General features: G+C 29.0%; 17 protein-coding genes and 1 pseudogene. All 18 read right to left on the bottom strand.

Going from position 1 to position 15,439, the window contains the following annotated elements; all coding sequences use genetic code 11:
• Positions 1–895, bottom strand: an 895-nt coding sequence (locus OYV_RS02055; protein ID WP_042068052.1) for an aminopeptidase P N-terminal domain-containing protein, incomplete at its 3' end; no start/stop codon positions are given.
• A gap of 395 nt (positions 896–1,290) precedes the next feature.
• On the bottom strand, positions 1,291–1,440 hold the full coding sequence (rpmG, locus tag OYV_RS02050) for a 50S ribosomal protein L33 (RefSeq protein ID WP_011160619.1): 150 nt from the start codon (positions 1,438–1,440) through the stop codon (positions 1,291–1,293).
• 83 nt (positions 1,441–1,523) lie between these two features.
• Positions 1,524–2,492, bottom strand: a complete 969-nt coding sequence (locus OYV_RS02045) for a hypothetical protein (protein WP_042068050.1) — start codon at positions 2,490–2,492, stop codon at positions 1,524–1,526.
• Between the two features lie 92 nt (positions 2,493–2,584).
• Positions 2,585–2,803 carry a hypothetical protein gene (locus OYV_RS02040; RefSeq protein WP_172642347.1) on the bottom strand — a complete coding sequence of 73 codons (219 nt, stop codon included), beginning with the start codon at positions 2,801–2,803 and terminating at the stop codon, positions 2,585–2,587.
• A gap of 108 nt (positions 2,804–2,911) precedes the next feature.
• Positions 2,912–3,196, bottom strand: a complete 285-nt coding sequence (locus OYV_RS02035; protein WP_011160617.1) for an HU family DNA-binding protein — start codon at positions 3,194–3,196, stop codon at positions 2,912–2,914.
• Between the two features lie 177 nt (positions 3,197–3,373).
• On the bottom strand, positions 3,374–4,363 hold the full coding sequence (locus tag OYV_RS02030) for an NAD(P)H-dependent glycerol-3-phosphate dehydrogenase (RefSeq protein ID WP_042068049.1): 990 nt from the start codon (positions 4,361–4,363) through the stop codon (positions 3,374–3,376).
• A 212-nt stretch (positions 4,364–4,575) separates the two neighbouring features.
• Complete coding sequence (gene der, locus OYV_RS02025; protein ID WP_042068048.1) at positions 4,576–6,012, bottom strand: ribosome biogenesis GTPase Der; 1,437 nt, start codon at positions 6,010–6,012, stop codon at positions 4,576–4,578.
• Entirely contained in the window at positions 6,013–6,678 is a 666-nt protein-coding gene (gene cmk, locus OYV_RS02020; RefSeq protein ID WP_042068051.1) for a (d)CMP kinase, read from the bottom strand.
• Between the two features lie 45 nt (positions 6,679–6,723).
• Complete coding sequence (locus tag OYV_RS02015; protein WP_042068047.1) at positions 6,724–7,461, bottom strand: pseudouridine synthase; 738 nt, start codon at positions 7,459–7,461, stop codon at positions 6,724–6,726.
• A 118-nt stretch (positions 7,462–7,579) separates the two neighbouring features.
• Positions 7,580–8,431 carry a tRNA pseudouridine(55) synthase TruB gene (gene truB / locus OYV_RS02010; RefSeq protein ID WP_042068046.1) on the bottom strand — a complete coding sequence of 284 codons (852 nt, stop codon included), beginning with the start codon at positions 8,429–8,431 and terminating at the stop codon, positions 7,580–7,582.
• 33 nt (positions 8,432–8,464) lie between these two features.
• The gene (locus OYV_RS02005) at positions 8,465–8,782 is read right to left on the bottom strand and encodes a thioredoxin family protein (protein WP_042068045.1); all 318 of its coding nucleotides are present in this window, start codon (positions 8,780–8,782) and stop codon (positions 8,465–8,467) included.
• Positions 8,783–8,923: 141 nt separating this feature from the next.
• Positions 8,924–10,174 (bottom strand): hypothetical protein, encoded by a 1,251-nt coding sequence (locus OYV_RS04425; RefSeq protein WP_236620259.1) that lies wholly within the window; start codon positions 10,172–10,174, stop codon positions 8,924–8,926.
• A gap of 165 nt (positions 10,175–10,339) precedes the next feature.
• Positions 10,340–10,813: pseudogene (locus tag OYV_RS05295) on the bottom strand (AAA family ATPase); the annotation flags it as partial.
• A gap of 40 nt (positions 10,814–10,853) precedes the next feature.
• Entirely contained in the window at positions 10,854–10,991 is a 138-nt protein-coding gene (locus tag OYV_RS04995) for a hypothetical protein (protein ID WP_172642345.1), read from the bottom strand.
• 237 nt (positions 10,992–11,228) lie between these two features.
• Positions 11,229–12,791 carry a methionine--tRNA ligase gene (metG, locus tag OYV_RS01990; RefSeq protein WP_042068043.1) on the bottom strand — a complete coding sequence of 521 codons (1,563 nt, stop codon included), beginning with the start codon at positions 12,789–12,791 and terminating at the stop codon, positions 11,229–11,231.
• A gap of 85 nt (positions 12,792–12,876) precedes the next feature.
• Positions 12,877–13,734, bottom strand: coding sequence for a 16S rRNA (cytidine(1402)-2'-O)-methyltransferase (rsmI, locus tag OYV_RS01985; RefSeq protein ID WP_042068042.1), 858 nt, complete (start codon positions 13,732–13,734; stop codon positions 12,877–12,879).
• Positions 13,735–13,817: 83 nt separating this feature from the next.
• Positions 13,818–14,807, bottom strand: coding sequence for a DNA polymerase III subunit delta' (locus tag OYV_RS01980; protein WP_011160606.1), 990 nt, complete (start codon positions 14,805–14,807; stop codon positions 13,818–13,820).
• Entirely contained in the window at positions 14,804–15,427 is a 624-nt protein-coding gene (gene tmk, locus OYV_RS01975) for a dTMP kinase (RefSeq protein ID WP_011160605.1), read from the bottom strand. Before tmk ends, OYV_RS01980 begins: the two co-directional genes overlap by 4 nt.
• Between the last annotated feature and the right edge of the window lie 12 nt (positions 15,428–15,439).

Raw genomic sequence — 15,439 nt, 5'->3', positions numbered from 1 at the left:
GCGTAAAGGTGTGATGCGGTTTTACCCAAGCAATGATTTCTTTGTTAGCTTTAAGAACTAAATTATAAATATCTTTTTGCAAAGAACTAAATTGTCCGCTTACAGGATAACAACGAGTAATATCAGAGGAATAATGATTATAAGTAACGCCAGAATCAAATAATAAAAGGTCGTTGGGTTTTAATTGGCAGTTAGGTTTGTTATAATGCAAAATTAAGGTATTTTTTCCTGAAGCAGCAATGGTTTCAAAGGATTTTTGAGTTTGGTTATTTTCCAAAAAATAATGAAAAAGAGCAGCTATTTGATATTCATACATTCCAGGTTTTAAGTTTTTTAATAAATAATTAAGGGCTTGATGATTGATATCTAGAGCTTTTTGGATTTGGGTTTGTTCGTAAACGCTTTTTGTTTGACGCAAAGAAAATAAAAAAGAAGAGCTATTATAAACTTGCAAAAAAGGATATAAAGAAGTCATTTTTTGACAATATTCTAAAGCCCAACTTGCTTTTTGGTCTAAGGTTTGCTTGGATAGGTCAAAATAAAAACCTTCTAAAGAATCCACAAAAGAACCTCTCAAAGGATTTATCATCTGAAATAAAAAAGTTTCAAAAGTTAATATGTTTTTGAGGTTTGATAAATTAATTTGAGATATCAAAGAAGCATCAGAAAAACTCAAAATATCTCCATCCCACAAGGCTTTACTAGGGTTATTTTCTTCTAAAAATAAAAAAGTATGAGATAAATTAGGTGTTTTTACCAACAATAAAATAGTGTTTGGTTGGTTAATTCCTGTCAAATAATAAAAATTATGATCAACTTCAAAAGGAAAAGTTTGATCGCCACTCTTAGTAATTGCTTTTCCAGAATAAAAAAGAGCAGCGGTGTTTGGTTTCATTTTTTGGATGAAATTATTTCTATTGTGCAAAAAAATAAAAACACGATTTTCCTTTTTTAAGATAGAAATGAAAAAAATATAAGTTCATAAAGCAAACAGAAAAATGTTTAATATTAAAAAATTGGAATAAAAAAGCAGGCAAAAAACTTGGCAAAATAATTTAACTTTTGATTTGAAAAAATTTGATTTTGGGAAGTAATTTAAACTTTTGTTTTGGGAAATAATTCCAAAAATTTTTAATTTTCAAAATAATGTTTCTTTTTTAAAACATTTAAATAATTTGATTTTGGGAAGTAATTTAAACTTTTGTTTTGCGAATTTCTTCGAAAAATATTGAAAAAATTTGTTTGGCTAAAAGTTTTGCTTTTCTAAATATTAAACATTTGTTTTGTTTTTTATTTTTTTTCTCTATGTAGAGTGTGAGTTCTAGAAAAAGGACAGTATTTTTTTAATTCTAAACGTCCTGGGGTCTTTTTTTTATTTTTATCAGTATGATAATTTTCTCTTTTGCACTCTGTACAAACTAATTTTACTAAATCACGCATGTGAATTTTCTCCTAACTAATTAAGCAATATAGTACTATTATATCAAATTTTTTTAATAAATAATAAAGAGTTTTTAAAATTATTATTTTTTAGTTTTTTTATAATGAGGAGTAGTTTTTTTATTAAGTAAACGTTTTTTAATCCATAAAAGAGTATAAGTCATAGAAACTGTAAAGACAAAAAGGCAAGAAAAGAACAAACAAACAAAGTCATAACCTGAATAAACAAAACGATAACGTTTATGATGGCGATTTTCCTTATCTTCTAACTTTTGGGCATTTGAAGGATTATTTAATTTTTGTTTAAAAGGAGAAAAGAAAACATAAGGAAACATTTTAAAAGGATCTCTTTTAGCTGCTTGTTTTTCTGAAGTTATAATTGGTTTGTCTTTTTGCAGATCTTGAAAATAATCTTGCATAGATAAAAAGCCAAATAAACTAAAAAAGGTCATATAAAGCAAAGGATGAATAAAAGCTATCCACATTTTTTTATAAGGAATAGCATAAGAATTGACTTTAAAATAAAAATATAGATAACATAAAGGAGCTAAAGTGTGGTGGAGATGAGAAAGAAAAAAAGAAAGACTAAATTTAGGTTCGTAAAAATGTCTACCTTCATCAATTAAAGTGTGAAAAATTAAACCTGTCATCAAAATACTAACTAAACATGCAAAAACTACATAATGATAACAATTTTTTTGTCTTACTTTGGTAAAAAATAAAGCATAAACAATTAATACAAATAAATTACTTTGATGGGTAAAATACCAAACTGTTTTGATAAAAGTGTGGTGCCCAGGATAATAACCTTCTTCGTAATCTAAAATGTTATCTTCTTTTCCTGTGGTGTCAAAATCAATTTCAGGCATAAAAGTAGGGGCTTTGTACTTATATTGCCAATAAATTTGTCCTTTGTTAACACATTCTTTAAAATCATGAAAAAAAACAATCATTAAAGTACAAATAGACAACATTAAAAAAAGAAAAACAACATTGGGCTTTTTAAAAAAATTTCTTAAAACAATTTTTTTAGATCTTAATTTTCTTTTCATATCGTTCCTTTTTGGTTTAACATTTAAATATTTACAAATGCAATTAAAATAATGGATAATGAAGATAAGTTATAAATTTGATTAATGATAAATTATTGCTGATGAGATGTATTTTTAGAAACAATAGGTTGAATAATGTTTTGTTCTAAGGCTTGGGGAAAAGGATATTTTTCTTCTCTCATTCTTTTAAATAACAAGTAAATAAAACCTCTTTGATAATCAATGCGAGTAATAACTGCTATTTGGGGTTCGTTTTGAACTTTGGCGCGAGTTCCTATTAAATAATTTTTAGCTGTGGGTTGCAAAAGCACTAACCTACTTCCTTATGGGTTCACTTTATCAAAAAGTGTAAATAAAAAAACAAACTAGTTAGTTTGTTTTTTTATTGTAAAATATTAAAAAACTTAATAGTAAAGATTTTAAGCAACGAAAAGATCTTTAAAACTTTTGCTAAATTTGAAAGTAGGAACCTTTTTAGCTGGAATGTCAATAGTTTTACCAGTTCTTGGATTTTTTCCTTCGCGAGCACTTCTGTGTTTTACTTCAAAGGTGCCAAAACCTGTTAAAGTAACTTTTTCATCTTCTTTGAATTCTTGAAGACTTTGAGAAATAACTTCAATAAAGTTATTAAGAAATTTATCAGCTTCTTTTTGACTAACGCCATTTTTTTCAGCTAATTTTCTTAAAAATTCTAATTTGTTCATTTTTTGCCTCCTTTTCTTTTTATTTACGTACTTATTATAACATCAAAAAAATAATTTACAAGCGCAAACCAACAATTATTTGAAATTATTGGTAATTATTTGCATTTTATTCTTAATTGACTGCGGGGGCGTTTGCAAAATGGATTAAAAAAAATGGTGGGTGGGTAAAAAAATAATTTAGAATTCACTTTTGAAAGGCCTTTGCATTAAAGTTGCAAAAACAGTGTCAAAGGGCTTGGATTCAAAAATTAATTGATAAGAGGCTTGAATAATGGTCAGATCTAAATTATGTTTTAATTGCAATTGATAAAAAGCATTAAGAGTTTGGAATCCTTCGATGGTTTGCAAAGAAGAGTCAATAATTTGTTGGTAAGTAATGCCTGCAGCAATTTTAGCACCAGCATTAAAATTTCTGGAGTATTTGCTAAAAGCAGTCACAATTAAATCACCTAATCCTGGAAGTCCTAAAACGGTTTGGGGGTTTCCTTGATAAAAAGTAACTAACCGCGACATTTCTAAAATACCACGACTCATCAAAGCTGCTTGAGAATTAATTCCAAAGTTCTTGGCTACTAAAATACCATTAATAAGGGCTAAAACATTTTTAAAAGCACTGCAAATTTCATTTCCTACCAAATCAGAAGAAGTATATACTTTCAAATAATTAGGACAAGAAAATAATTTTTGAATTTCCAAGGCAAAAGCGGGATTGGAAGAAGCTGCAGTTAACAGAGTTAATTTGCGTAAAATAACTTCTTCAGCATGCGATGGACCCATTAAGGAAGCAAAATTAGCTAAAAGAGGGGCAGGAATAACTTGTTTGACAATTTCAGAAACACGCAAAAAAGTTAAAGGTTCAATACCTTTAGAAACATTGACAAACGATTTGGGAGTAGTTAACATAAGGGCAATTTGTTTGAGAAGATGACGCATAAATTTCATAGGAACTGACAAAACTATCAAATCAGAATAATCAAGGGCTTGTTTAAGGCAAGAAACTGCTTTGACATTTACTAGTGGAGCATTAAAAATGGGATGTTTTCCTTGATTTATTTTTTCCACATAAGAAAGGTTAATGTCATAGAGTAAAACTTGATTGTTGTTATCAGTTAAAACTTGTGCCAAAGTAGAACCCCAAGCACCACTGCCAATAATAGTAATTTTCATAAAATATAGCTTCTTTCTTGTAATCAAAATAGCAAAAACGGTCATGAAAAAAGTTACAGCAAAAATGACAAAAGTTTTTTTGATAATTAAAAATAAGGTTGAATTTTTTTCAACCACTATAATTAAATCATAAAATAAGAACAAATAATAAAATACTTGCAAACAAAATGCAAAAAGAAGGGGAAGGAGAAAAAGGGGGATTCAAAATAGTTTTAAAAATTAGACTTTTTTTTATGAAAAATAATTTTGAGGGGTGTTCCTTCTAAATCAAGGCTTTTTCTAAATTGATTTTTTAAAAATCTTTCATAAGAAAAATGAATATGTTTAGGGTCATTAACAAAACAAAGAAATTCAGGAGCTTTGGTTTTAGTTTGAAAAATATATTGAAACTTAGCTTTTTTTTGATTAAAGAAAGTGGGAGGATTTATAAGAGTTGCTTCTTGTAAAATATCGTTTAAAAGACTAGTGCTAAACTGACTTTTATAATTGTTAAAAACTCGTTTTAAAATAGCAAAAATTTGAGTAAGACGACTTTTTTTCAAAGCTGATAAGAAAATAACAGGCGCATAAGATAAAAAAACAAACTCTTGACGAATTTTTTGCTCAAAGTTCTTTAGGGTATTGGTATCTTTTTCTAACAAATCCCATTTATTGACAATAATAATGCAAGCTTTATGATGTTCTAAAATAAACCCTGCAATATTTTTATCTTGTTCTAAAATGCCTTCTTTAGCATCTAAAACTAAACAAGCAATATCTGCTTTTTCCAAAGCACCTAAAGCACGCAAAACGCTGTATTTGTCTTCTTGTTCATAAATTTTACCTCTTTTTTTAATACCTGCAGTGTCAATAATTTGGTATTTTTGCCCATCATTTTCAAAAAAAGTATCAACAGCATCGGTGGTAGTTCCTGCCATATCAGAGACAATCATTCTTTGGGATGCTAAAAGAGAATTAGTAAGGGTTGATTTGCCAACGTTTGGGCGTCCCACAACACAAAATTTAATAATGTTGTTGTCTTTTTCTTGGTTTTGGTTTTGTTCTGGTTCTAACAGTTGTTTTTCTGGGATTTCATAATTAAATTCGGAAGGGGGGCTTTGCAAAGGTGTATCTATTGAAAGGTCTTCTAAAAAGGAAGAATCAGAAATTAAAGCAGCATCGCGCATAAGAAAAACAATTTTATCTAACAAATCACCTATACCTATACCATGTTGAGTACTAATTGCAAAAGGAGTATCAAATCCCAGAGCATAAAATTCATAAGTGTTAGATAATAAATTGTGGTTGTCAATTTTATTAACTGCCAAAAGAACTGGTTTTTTAGTTTTATACAAAAGTTTAGCTAAATAAATGTCATTTTGAGTAAGTCCTGTTTGCCCATCAACTACAAAAACAATTACATCAGCTTCATCAACTGCAAGTTGAGCTTGTAATTTGATTTGTTCCAAAAAAGGAGTTGATTGAATTTCGATACCGCCCGTATCAATAACTCCAAATGTTTTAGTAAACCACTCGGCAGTAGCATAAATGCGGTCCCGAGTAATTCCTGCTTTTTGATGAGTAATAGCGTGTCTTCTCCCAATAATGCGGTTAAACAAACTTGATTTGCCAACATTAGGACGACCCACAATAGCAATTTTAAAAGACATTTAAGTTCTCCTTTTTTTATCAATTAAGGCAATAATTTTGGCAATTACTTCATCAATTGATAATTCGGTAGTATCTAATAAAATGGCATCTAAAGCTTTAGATAAGGGAGCAAGTTGGCGATGATAATCTTTATGATCGCGTTCCTTGAGTTGTTTCATAATTTGAGCAATGTCTTTTATTTTTCCTTTTTGGGCATCTTCTTGTTGTTTTCTCAAAGCTCTTTTAGTAATGTTGGCAGTAAGAAAAATTTTTAAATTAGCATCTGGCATTACAACTGTTCCAATATCTCTTCCATCCATAATTAAATTAGGAGTATTGGCACAAATTTCTTTTTGCAATTTCAATAATTTAGTTCTTACAGCAGGAATTAAAGCTACTGAAGAGACATGTTTTTCGACGTCCAAAGACTTAATTTTTAAAGAAACGTCTTCTTGATTAAGAAAAATTTTATTACAAGAATAAGAAAGATTGATTTTATCTAAAACTTGATTAAGACTTTTTTCATGATGCCATGAAACTTCATTTTCTAACAAATATAAAGTTAGTGCCCGAAACATTGCTCCAGTATCAACGTGATTCCAACCTAATTTTTGGGACAACTTTTTACTAATAGTGCTTTTGCCAGAACCTGCCGGACCATCAATGGCGATTTTAAAACTTTTCATATGCATATATAACTAACTCCTTATAGTGATCTTAAATTTACTAAATTAATGCGGTATTTGAGTAGTTAAGGTTTTTAATTTTTTAATTTCATGAATTTTTAAAGGGCGATAAGCACCTATTGTGAGATTTTCAATAGTTAAAAAAGAATAACGATAACGTTTTAACTTTAAAACTTGATAGCCTAAAGATTGCATCATTTTACGAACTTGCCTGTTTTTTCCTTCAGTTATTACTAGCTTTAACCAAGTAGAAGGTTTGGGTTTATAAGAACTTTTCAAAATATCAATTTCTTTACAAAAAGCCAAATAATTTTTATCAATGATAATTCCTTTGCGGAATGTGGCAAGGTCTTTTTTTTGCAAACAAGCATTAATTTTAACATGATATTCTTTAGGAATACAAAAGGAAGGATGAGTTAATTTTTGAGTAAGATCGCCGTCATTAGTAATTAAAAGTAGTCCTGTAGTATTAAAATCAAGGCGTCCTATCGGATATAATCTTTGTATGTTTGCTTCTTCGATTAAATCCAAAACAGTAGGGCGTTTTTTATTGTCTTTGGCAGTGGAAAGAAATCCATTGGGCTTGTTGAGCAAAAAATAAGAATAAGTGGTTTTGGTGATCGGTTTGTCATCCAAAGTTATAATGTCGCTGGAAGATACTTTGTTTCCTAATTCAGAAATAATTTTGCCATTAACTTTAATGCGTTTTTCCAAAATTAAAATTTCTGCTTTTCTTCTAGATGTCACATTTGCATAAGCCAAAACTTTTTGTAATCTTTGCATTATTTTCCAATCCTTCCTTACTTGATTGTGTGGTTTGATTTTTAAAAACTTATTATTAAAATATTGTTCAAAAATGTCTTTTGTTTTTCTAATAGTTAATAATTAAAAATATTGCAAATTAAAAAAAATAACGCGGATAGTATTTATTTTCATCCAAGATATCATAATAAGCAACAAAATTTTTATTACTATCTTTAACTATAAAAGGTTTTTTAGTAGTTATTTGTCTTTGGTCTAAATGAGTGCCGTTTTTTACTAACTTAATTAAATAATTATTTAAAATAAGTTCATCGTAAGCAGCAAAAAAAGTACTATCCAAAATCAAATCATTGAGTTCTAAATTTTCAATAGTTTTAGAATTTTGTAATAAATGCGTTCCAATTGCAGTTCTTTGCAAACGAAGAAGAGCACCATAAGTATTTAATTGCAAAGCTAGATCGCGCGCAAGACTTCTAATATAAGTTCCTTTGGAAACATGTGCCAAAAAATCTACTTGGTCGCTACAAAGCAAAGATGTTTTTTCAAAATGATGAATAAAAACTTCTCTTGGAGGAATATCTACAACTTGATTTTTGCGTGCTAAACGATACATTTTTTTCCCTTTAATTTTAACTGCTGAAAACATAGGAGGTATTTGCAAATACTTTTTTTGATGAAAAGATGCAAAACTTTTTTGGATGTTACAATCAGTTAAAGGGGTGTTTTTGGTATCCAACAATTTACCTGTCACATCCAAAGTATCATAATGTTTATTAAAAAGAAAGGTTCCTTGATAAGTTTTTGGCAGTTTATCGAACAAAAAAGCCAGTTTAGTGGCTTTACCCACACAAATAATTAAAAGTCCTGAGGCTAAAGGATCAAGAGTTCCTGTGTGTCCTACTTTGTCAAAATGAAATTTTTTTTTAATTTGAAAAACTACATCATGTGATGTCATCTTTTCTGGTTTGTTGACTAAAAAAAATCCGTTCATAACGTTTGATTTTGCTTTCGGTTTGTGGTAAACTTATTTATAAGAATGTAAAAATTTAAGCAAGTCTTCTTTATTTAGAAAACCACTATGTCTTGCTAATTCTTTTTTATCTTTGTATAAAATAAGGGTGGGAAAGCCAGAAACGCCTTTTTCTAATGCTAATTGTCTAAAAAAATCAACGTCTACTTTGTAAAAAAGAATGTCTTTTTCTAAAAGGCAAACTTCATCCAAAACAGGCAATAATCTTTGACATGGAGGACACCATGTAGCAAAAAAATCAAAAACTACCAATTGTTGTGTGGCAGTTATGGTTTCAAAATCTTGTCCTTGATAATTCATTAAATTACTCATTATATTTAAAACTCCTTTTGTTTTTTTGGGGTTTGGGTTTTGGCATACACCATTTATTATAATTTAAAAAATGTTAATTAATAAAGATATGTTTTAGTTATTTTAATTTTTAAAAAAAATGAAAAAATGCATTTTTATGAATCATATTTTTTTGGAAATTTGTTCGTTTGAGAATTGTTTTCTAATCCGTTTAATGTTAAGGCAACCATAAAGAAAAAACACAAATGAAGACAAAGAAAGGATTATTTTAATTAATAAGTTTACCAAATCAAAATATTTTTCTTCTTGGAAAATAAAATCTTTGTATTTAAGAGAAGTTATTTTTTGTTCCAAAATGTTTTGAGAAATAGGTTTTAGTTTGCAATAAAAAGGGACTCCGTTTTTATCAATTAATTTGATATGGTAATAAAAACCTTCCAGCCAACTATTTTTAGCAACATAAGTAATTTTTTTGGTTTCATAATTATCAATTTTATTCAATAAATCAGAAACAGTAATGTTGGAAGTGGCATTTATAAAAGGCAAATGATGATAGCAATCAAAAGAAAAAAACAAAATAGAAAACATCAAACTTACCACAATTAAAAAGGTGGTGATAATTTTTTTCTTGAAAATAAAATAATTTTTAGGAATAGCAAACAACCAATAAATGGTTTTAAAAATTAAAATTGTTGATAATAAAAGAAAAAGGACAAAAAGCAAAGTGCAAATAAAATGCCAAATAGTAGTTTTGTTAAAACCTTTTGCAGGTTGGAATGGTTGAATTTTAATTTCTTTCATATCTTTTATTTGTTTGTTTTGTAAAAATTCTTTAATTTGTGGCATTGGAGTAATATTTTGTTCTTGTAATTTTTGAGACAATTCTTTAATTAAAGGTTCATTTAATTTCACTAAAGCTTTGGCATCAGAAAAACATTTTTTTAAAATATCTCTTTGTAAATCTTCTTTATCTTTAACTGATATCGAATTATAACCAAAAAAACGTGTTAGTTCTTGGGATTTGTGGAAAGCCTCAACAAAATCAGAACAAGCTTTATCAATAGTTGTTTCGCAAATCACTTCTTCAGCAGCTTTTCCTGCTAAAAGAACGGTAATTTCTTGGATTAAAGTTTCTTTTAATAAAATATTAGGGGTCTGTTCTTTAGCAAATAAAGTCAATATTTTATCCGAAGAGCGTGGAATTAAAGAAACCGAACTTAAAAAATGAGTGTTTTTGACTTGGCTGATAATTATTTTAGCAGCTGCATGAGTAGCAACAATTTCTTTTTCTTTGTGATTATATGTTTTGGAAGAATTTGTTATCCCTAATAAAACGTTTTCTTTAGCTTGAATAATTGTTTCAGAAGAAATTTTTTGCAATTCTTGTTCTTTGTTTTTTTCTGCTTGAAGCATTGAAGCCTCATTTAAAATGGCTTTGAGTTGAGCACCACTTAATCCTTGGGCTTCTTGGGGTAATTGTTCTAAATTAATATCCTCATCAGCTATTTGTTTGCCTTTAGCACATAATTTTAAAATAGCTTTTCTTGCTTTAAGGTCAGGGAGCAAAACATTAACTACATAATCAAAACGTCCTGGACGAAGCAAGGCAGAATCTAGAGATTCTACTCTGTTAGTAGCAGCTATCATAATGACATTATTTTCATTATCTTTGGATTTAATCCCATCCATTTGATTTAATAATTCTGTAGTTATTTCTTTTTCTTTTTGACTAAAATCGTTTCTAGCAATACCAAAAGAATCAATTTCATCAATAAAAATAATGCTTGTTTTATGGGTTTTTGTTTTTTAAAACAAATCTCTTACTTTTTTAGCACCATCACCATGAATTCTTTGCAAAAAATCAGTACCACTAAAAGCATAAAAGGATGCGTCTGATTCGCCTGCAAGAGCTTTTGCAAGTAAGGTTTTTCCTGTTCCTGGAGGTCCATAAAACAAAATTCCTTTAGTAATTTTGGCTCCTGCTTCATGATATTTTTTAGGTTCTTTTAAAAAAACAATAAAACGTTGGAGAAGTTGTTTTTCTTCTTCCATCGCTGCCACATCATTAAATTTAGTTTCACTTGAGATTGAATCAAAATCCGTTTTTTTGTGGTTTGGAAGATCTTTTTATTCTTTTTTTGGGAGTTTGTTTGGCAATTGTTTCTTGTGATTGTGGTTGTTCGGATTCTTTTTCTGGATTAGTTTTTTTGGGTATTGCCCCTTTTACCATTAAATTTGCAAAAAGAAAATAATTCCAAAAAGATATTATAAAAAGGATCAGGCAACATCGCAAAAAGTTCTTTTTTAAAATTATAATCATTGGAGCCATACCCATTCTTCGAGAAATTAAAATTAATTATGAATTCATTATTTTAAATGTGCACATATAAATGTAATAATATAAAGAAGTTTCAAAAAAGTGCAAACTCATTAAAATAAATAAAATTATTGTATGTTAATAATTTAATTATCTAGGTAAAACTTCATCAATTTCCAAACGATTAAATAAAATATGATAATTATCTAATTTTTGACTTGAAAGAAGCCCGAAAGTATCTAAACTTTCAAAAGTAATATCGGAGGCTTTGAGTTGAGTTAAAATTTTATGAGCAGTTTGAGGCAAAAAAGGTTGCAATAAAACCCCTAAAAACCTTAAAGTTTCTACCAAAGAATATAGTGTGTGGTCTAATAGTTGTTGTTTTTCAGGATTTTTAAATAAATTCCAAGGTTCTACCAAATCAATGTATTTATTAGCAAAACGAGCCAAATTCATAATTTCTTTCAAGGAATCTCCTACTTTACAATCTTGCATTTTGAGACGAACCAAAGGAAGAGTTGCTAAAGCTTGTTTGGATAAATCAAATTTGGGATCTAAATTAGTTGTAATTAAAGTTTTGGATAAATTATTTTGGCGATAACTTTTTACCATCCCAAAAACTCTATGAACTAAATTTCCCAAAACATTAGCTAGGTCACTATTGTGCCTTTCTACTAACAATTCATAAGTGATATTACCATCTTGAGCATAAGGAATTTCTGATAGAACAAAATAACGAATGGAATCAACCGGAAAATATTTTAACAAATCATCAACGTACAAAACGTTACCTTTAGATTTAGACATTTTATTTTTATCAAACAAAATCCATGGATGGGTTAAAAACTGTTTGGGTAGTGCAATTTCAAGTGCAATCAATAAAATAGGCCAGTAGATAAGGTGAAACCTTAAAATATCTTTACCAATAACATGCATATCACAAGGCCAATATCGATTAAAATGACTATTTTTGGATGTAGGATTGTAGTCTAGTCCGGTTAGATAATTGATTAGAGCATCAATCCAAACATAAATAACGTGTTTGGGGTCAAAAGGAACGGGAATGCCCCACTTGAAAGAAGTTCTAGAAACAGACAAATCTGCTAATGGTTCTTTTAATAAATTTAACAGCTCTTTTCTTTGGGCATCAGGTTTAATTAAGGAGGGATTGTTTTCTAAATATTGCAATAACTGGGCTTGATATTTGGAAAGCTTAAAAAAATAAGTTTCTTCACTGATTAAAATATGAGTTTCACCATTAAAAGTTTTTCCATCAATTAAATCTTTGGCAGCCACATAAGATTCTTCAGCAACTGAATAAAGCCCTTGATATTTTCCTAAATAAATATCTCCTTGTTGCCATAACTTGTAAAAGATGGCTTGAACTGTTTGTTTGTGGTGGGGATTGGTAGTTTTTACAAATTTATCGTAACTTACTTGCATTAAATCATAAATTCTTTTAATTTCCAAAGATATTTGGTCTGCGTATTCTTGGGGATTTTTGCCTTTTTGCAAAGCTTTGGCAGCAATTTTTTGTCCGTGTTCGTCGGTTCCTGTTTGAAACAAAACATCAAATCCTTCTAGGCGTTTGAAACGAGCAATGGAATCAGCTAAAATAGATTCGTAAACGTTTCCAATGTGCGGAATGCCAGAAGCATAGGCAATTGCTGTGGAAAGAAAAAATTTAGGTTTTTGGTTGGGGGTTGTTTTCATAAAAACTCCTTAAATAAATGGTGACAAAAATATTTTTTAATTGTGGGTTGTTGGGAAAAATCTGCATGTGGTTTGGGAAATCAAATCAAGATTGGGGGTTTTTGATTTTGTATTGGTGATAAATTTCTTTTTTGGTAATGTTTCTTTCTTGAGCAACTTTGCTAAAAGCCTCTTTTTCGTTAAAGCCTAATTTAAGGTAAAAAAGAACGTGATCGTTTATGCTTAGAGCAAGCAAATGTTCGTTGGGGTTGGGGTTGCCTGCAACAACAATGACATATTCGCCCTTATTAATTAAATCAAATTCTAAAATAGAGTCAAGATTGCAATTGATAATGGTTTCGAATTTTTTAGTCAATTCGCGCGCTAAAGAAATTTTTCTATTACCATATAATTTATGTATTAAAAGTAAAGTCTTTTTAATTCTATGAGGAGATTCGTAAATAACAAGGCTTTCTGAGGTGTTTTTATATTGGAGTAAATATTTTTCCAAAGCTTGAGACAAACGGGGTAAAAAAGCCAAAAAGATAAAAGGTGAAGGGATGGCAGAAGTCATAAAAGCAGTTAAAAAAGCAGATACTCCTGGAATCGCTACCACATTAAAACCATGTTTTTGCACTTCACAAACCAAAGAAAACCCAGGATCGCTAATAAGAGGAGTGCCTGCATCACTAATTAAGGCAATATTTTTTCCTTGTGATAAAAGTTCTAAAATTTGAGGTAGCCTTCTTGTTTGATTGTGTTCATAATAAGAAAGTAAAGGTGTTTGGATTTGATAAGTGTGTAAAAGTTTTTTGGCTCTTCTAGTATCTTCTGCTAAAATTAAAAAAACTTCTTTTAAAGTGGCAAGTGCTCTTAAGGTGATGTCTTGTAAATTGCCTATGGGAGTTGCTACCAAATATAAAGTAGGTTTGGCGTTGCAAAAACTTTGTTGTTGAAATAACATATTTTTTACCTTATTTGTTGGGTTTGGGTGTGTGCAAAATTTTATATTGCTTTAAATAGGGGGGGGTGCAAATTTTTAAAGATTTAAAATGAAAGTCTTTGGGCTTCTAATTGAATTAACAAAGCCATGAAAAGATTTTCTTGGTTAGATAATATATTTTGTTTTTTGTAAATTTGGTGAATAATTTTTAAAATATTAAAAGTGGTTGGAAGGGGCAGGGTTTGATAGTATTTTTGATATTCTGGATTTGTTAAAATTTGTGTTTTGGAAAAATAAATGGGTGTTTTGGAGTTAGGTGTTTTTTCATATAAAATATCAGAAAAAAAACGTAATAATACTGATAAAAAATCATTTAAAAAATGAGGACAAGAGATAAGTTTTGCAAGCAGAGGAGAGGCAAAAACTGCTAATTTTAATGAAATTGTTTTTGGGAATTGAATAAGAAAATCCAAAAAAAATTGTTTAAAATTTTGATAATAATCGCTGGCAACAAATAAATCCATTTGATCGGAATTTTTATTTATTAAATTACTTAAGGAAAAATCAAAAGCATCTATTTGGGATTTGGTTTTAGAGTCTAAATTTTGTGATTTTGCATCCACAGTATCAGAGATATTAATAATTTGACAACGAGAAACTATGGTTGGTAAAACTTGTTCTAAATTATTTGTTAATAAAAAGCCTATAGTATTGTTGTTGGAAGGATTTTCAAAAAAATGCAATAAACTGTTGGAAGTTTGGGTAGTTATTTTTTCTATTTCTTCAATTACATAAATTCTTTGGGTTCCGAATAAAGAAGTTTGCAAAAAGTTTTTTTGAAATTGCAAAATTTGTTCTTTGGTAAAAAGATGGTTTTGTTTGGTTAAATAATAAAAATTGGGGTATTGCGAATTAAGTAAGGTATCTTTTTTCAAAAGATGAGGGTCATGAGGTTTGAAAATACGATAGGCAAGTTCCAAAACAAATAATTTTTGTCGGGAAAGAGTGGAGCCAACAACTAAATAAAGATGGGCGAGTTTATTATTTTGGATAATTTGGTTAAATTTGGCTAACAAAGATTGGGTTTTGTTCATAATTCTATTTGAAAGACTTCTTTGAGTTTTTGTTCAATGATGTTATAAATGTTTTCCAAGGGCTTGCTTGCATCAATTAAAAAAATTCTTTTTTGTTGGTCTTTTTGACAAAGGTCAAGGTAGCCTTTGCGTACTTTTTTATGAAAAGACAGTTTTTGCAAATCAAACGAATTAATTTCTTTAGGTCTAAATTGTTTGACTCTTTGAATGCCTATTTTAGGGTCTAAATCTAGATAAAAAGTAATGTTGGGGATGTAATTTAGAGCAAAATTATTAATATTTAAAACAAAATCTTGACTTAAACCGCGAGCATAAACTTGATAAGCTATAGTCGAATCTAAATAACGATCACAAATAACTATTTTGTTTTGTTGTAAAGCAGGAATAATTAATTTGCTTAAATGTTCTGCTCTATCTGCTGCAAATAACAAAGCCTCAGTGTGGAAATCTATTTGTTTGTTAGAAGAATGCAACAAAATATTTCTAATTACTTCATTAAATAAACCGCCACCAGGTTCTTTGGTTAAAACACACGAATATTTTTTACTTAATTTTTCAAATAAATAACGTGAATGGGTGGTTTTTCCGGTGCCTTCACAACCTTCAAAAGAAATAAACATTTAGTATAAATT

Origin of the sequence: 'Chrysanthemum coronarium' phytoplasma (genome assembly GCF_000744065.1) — a bacterium.
In the GTDB taxonomy this organism is placed as follows: Bacteria; Bacillota_I; Bacilli_A; order Acholeplasmatales; family Acholeplasmataceae; genus Phytoplasma; species Phytoplasma asteris.
This window is presented reverse-complemented; position numbering and strand designations above follow the sequence as displayed.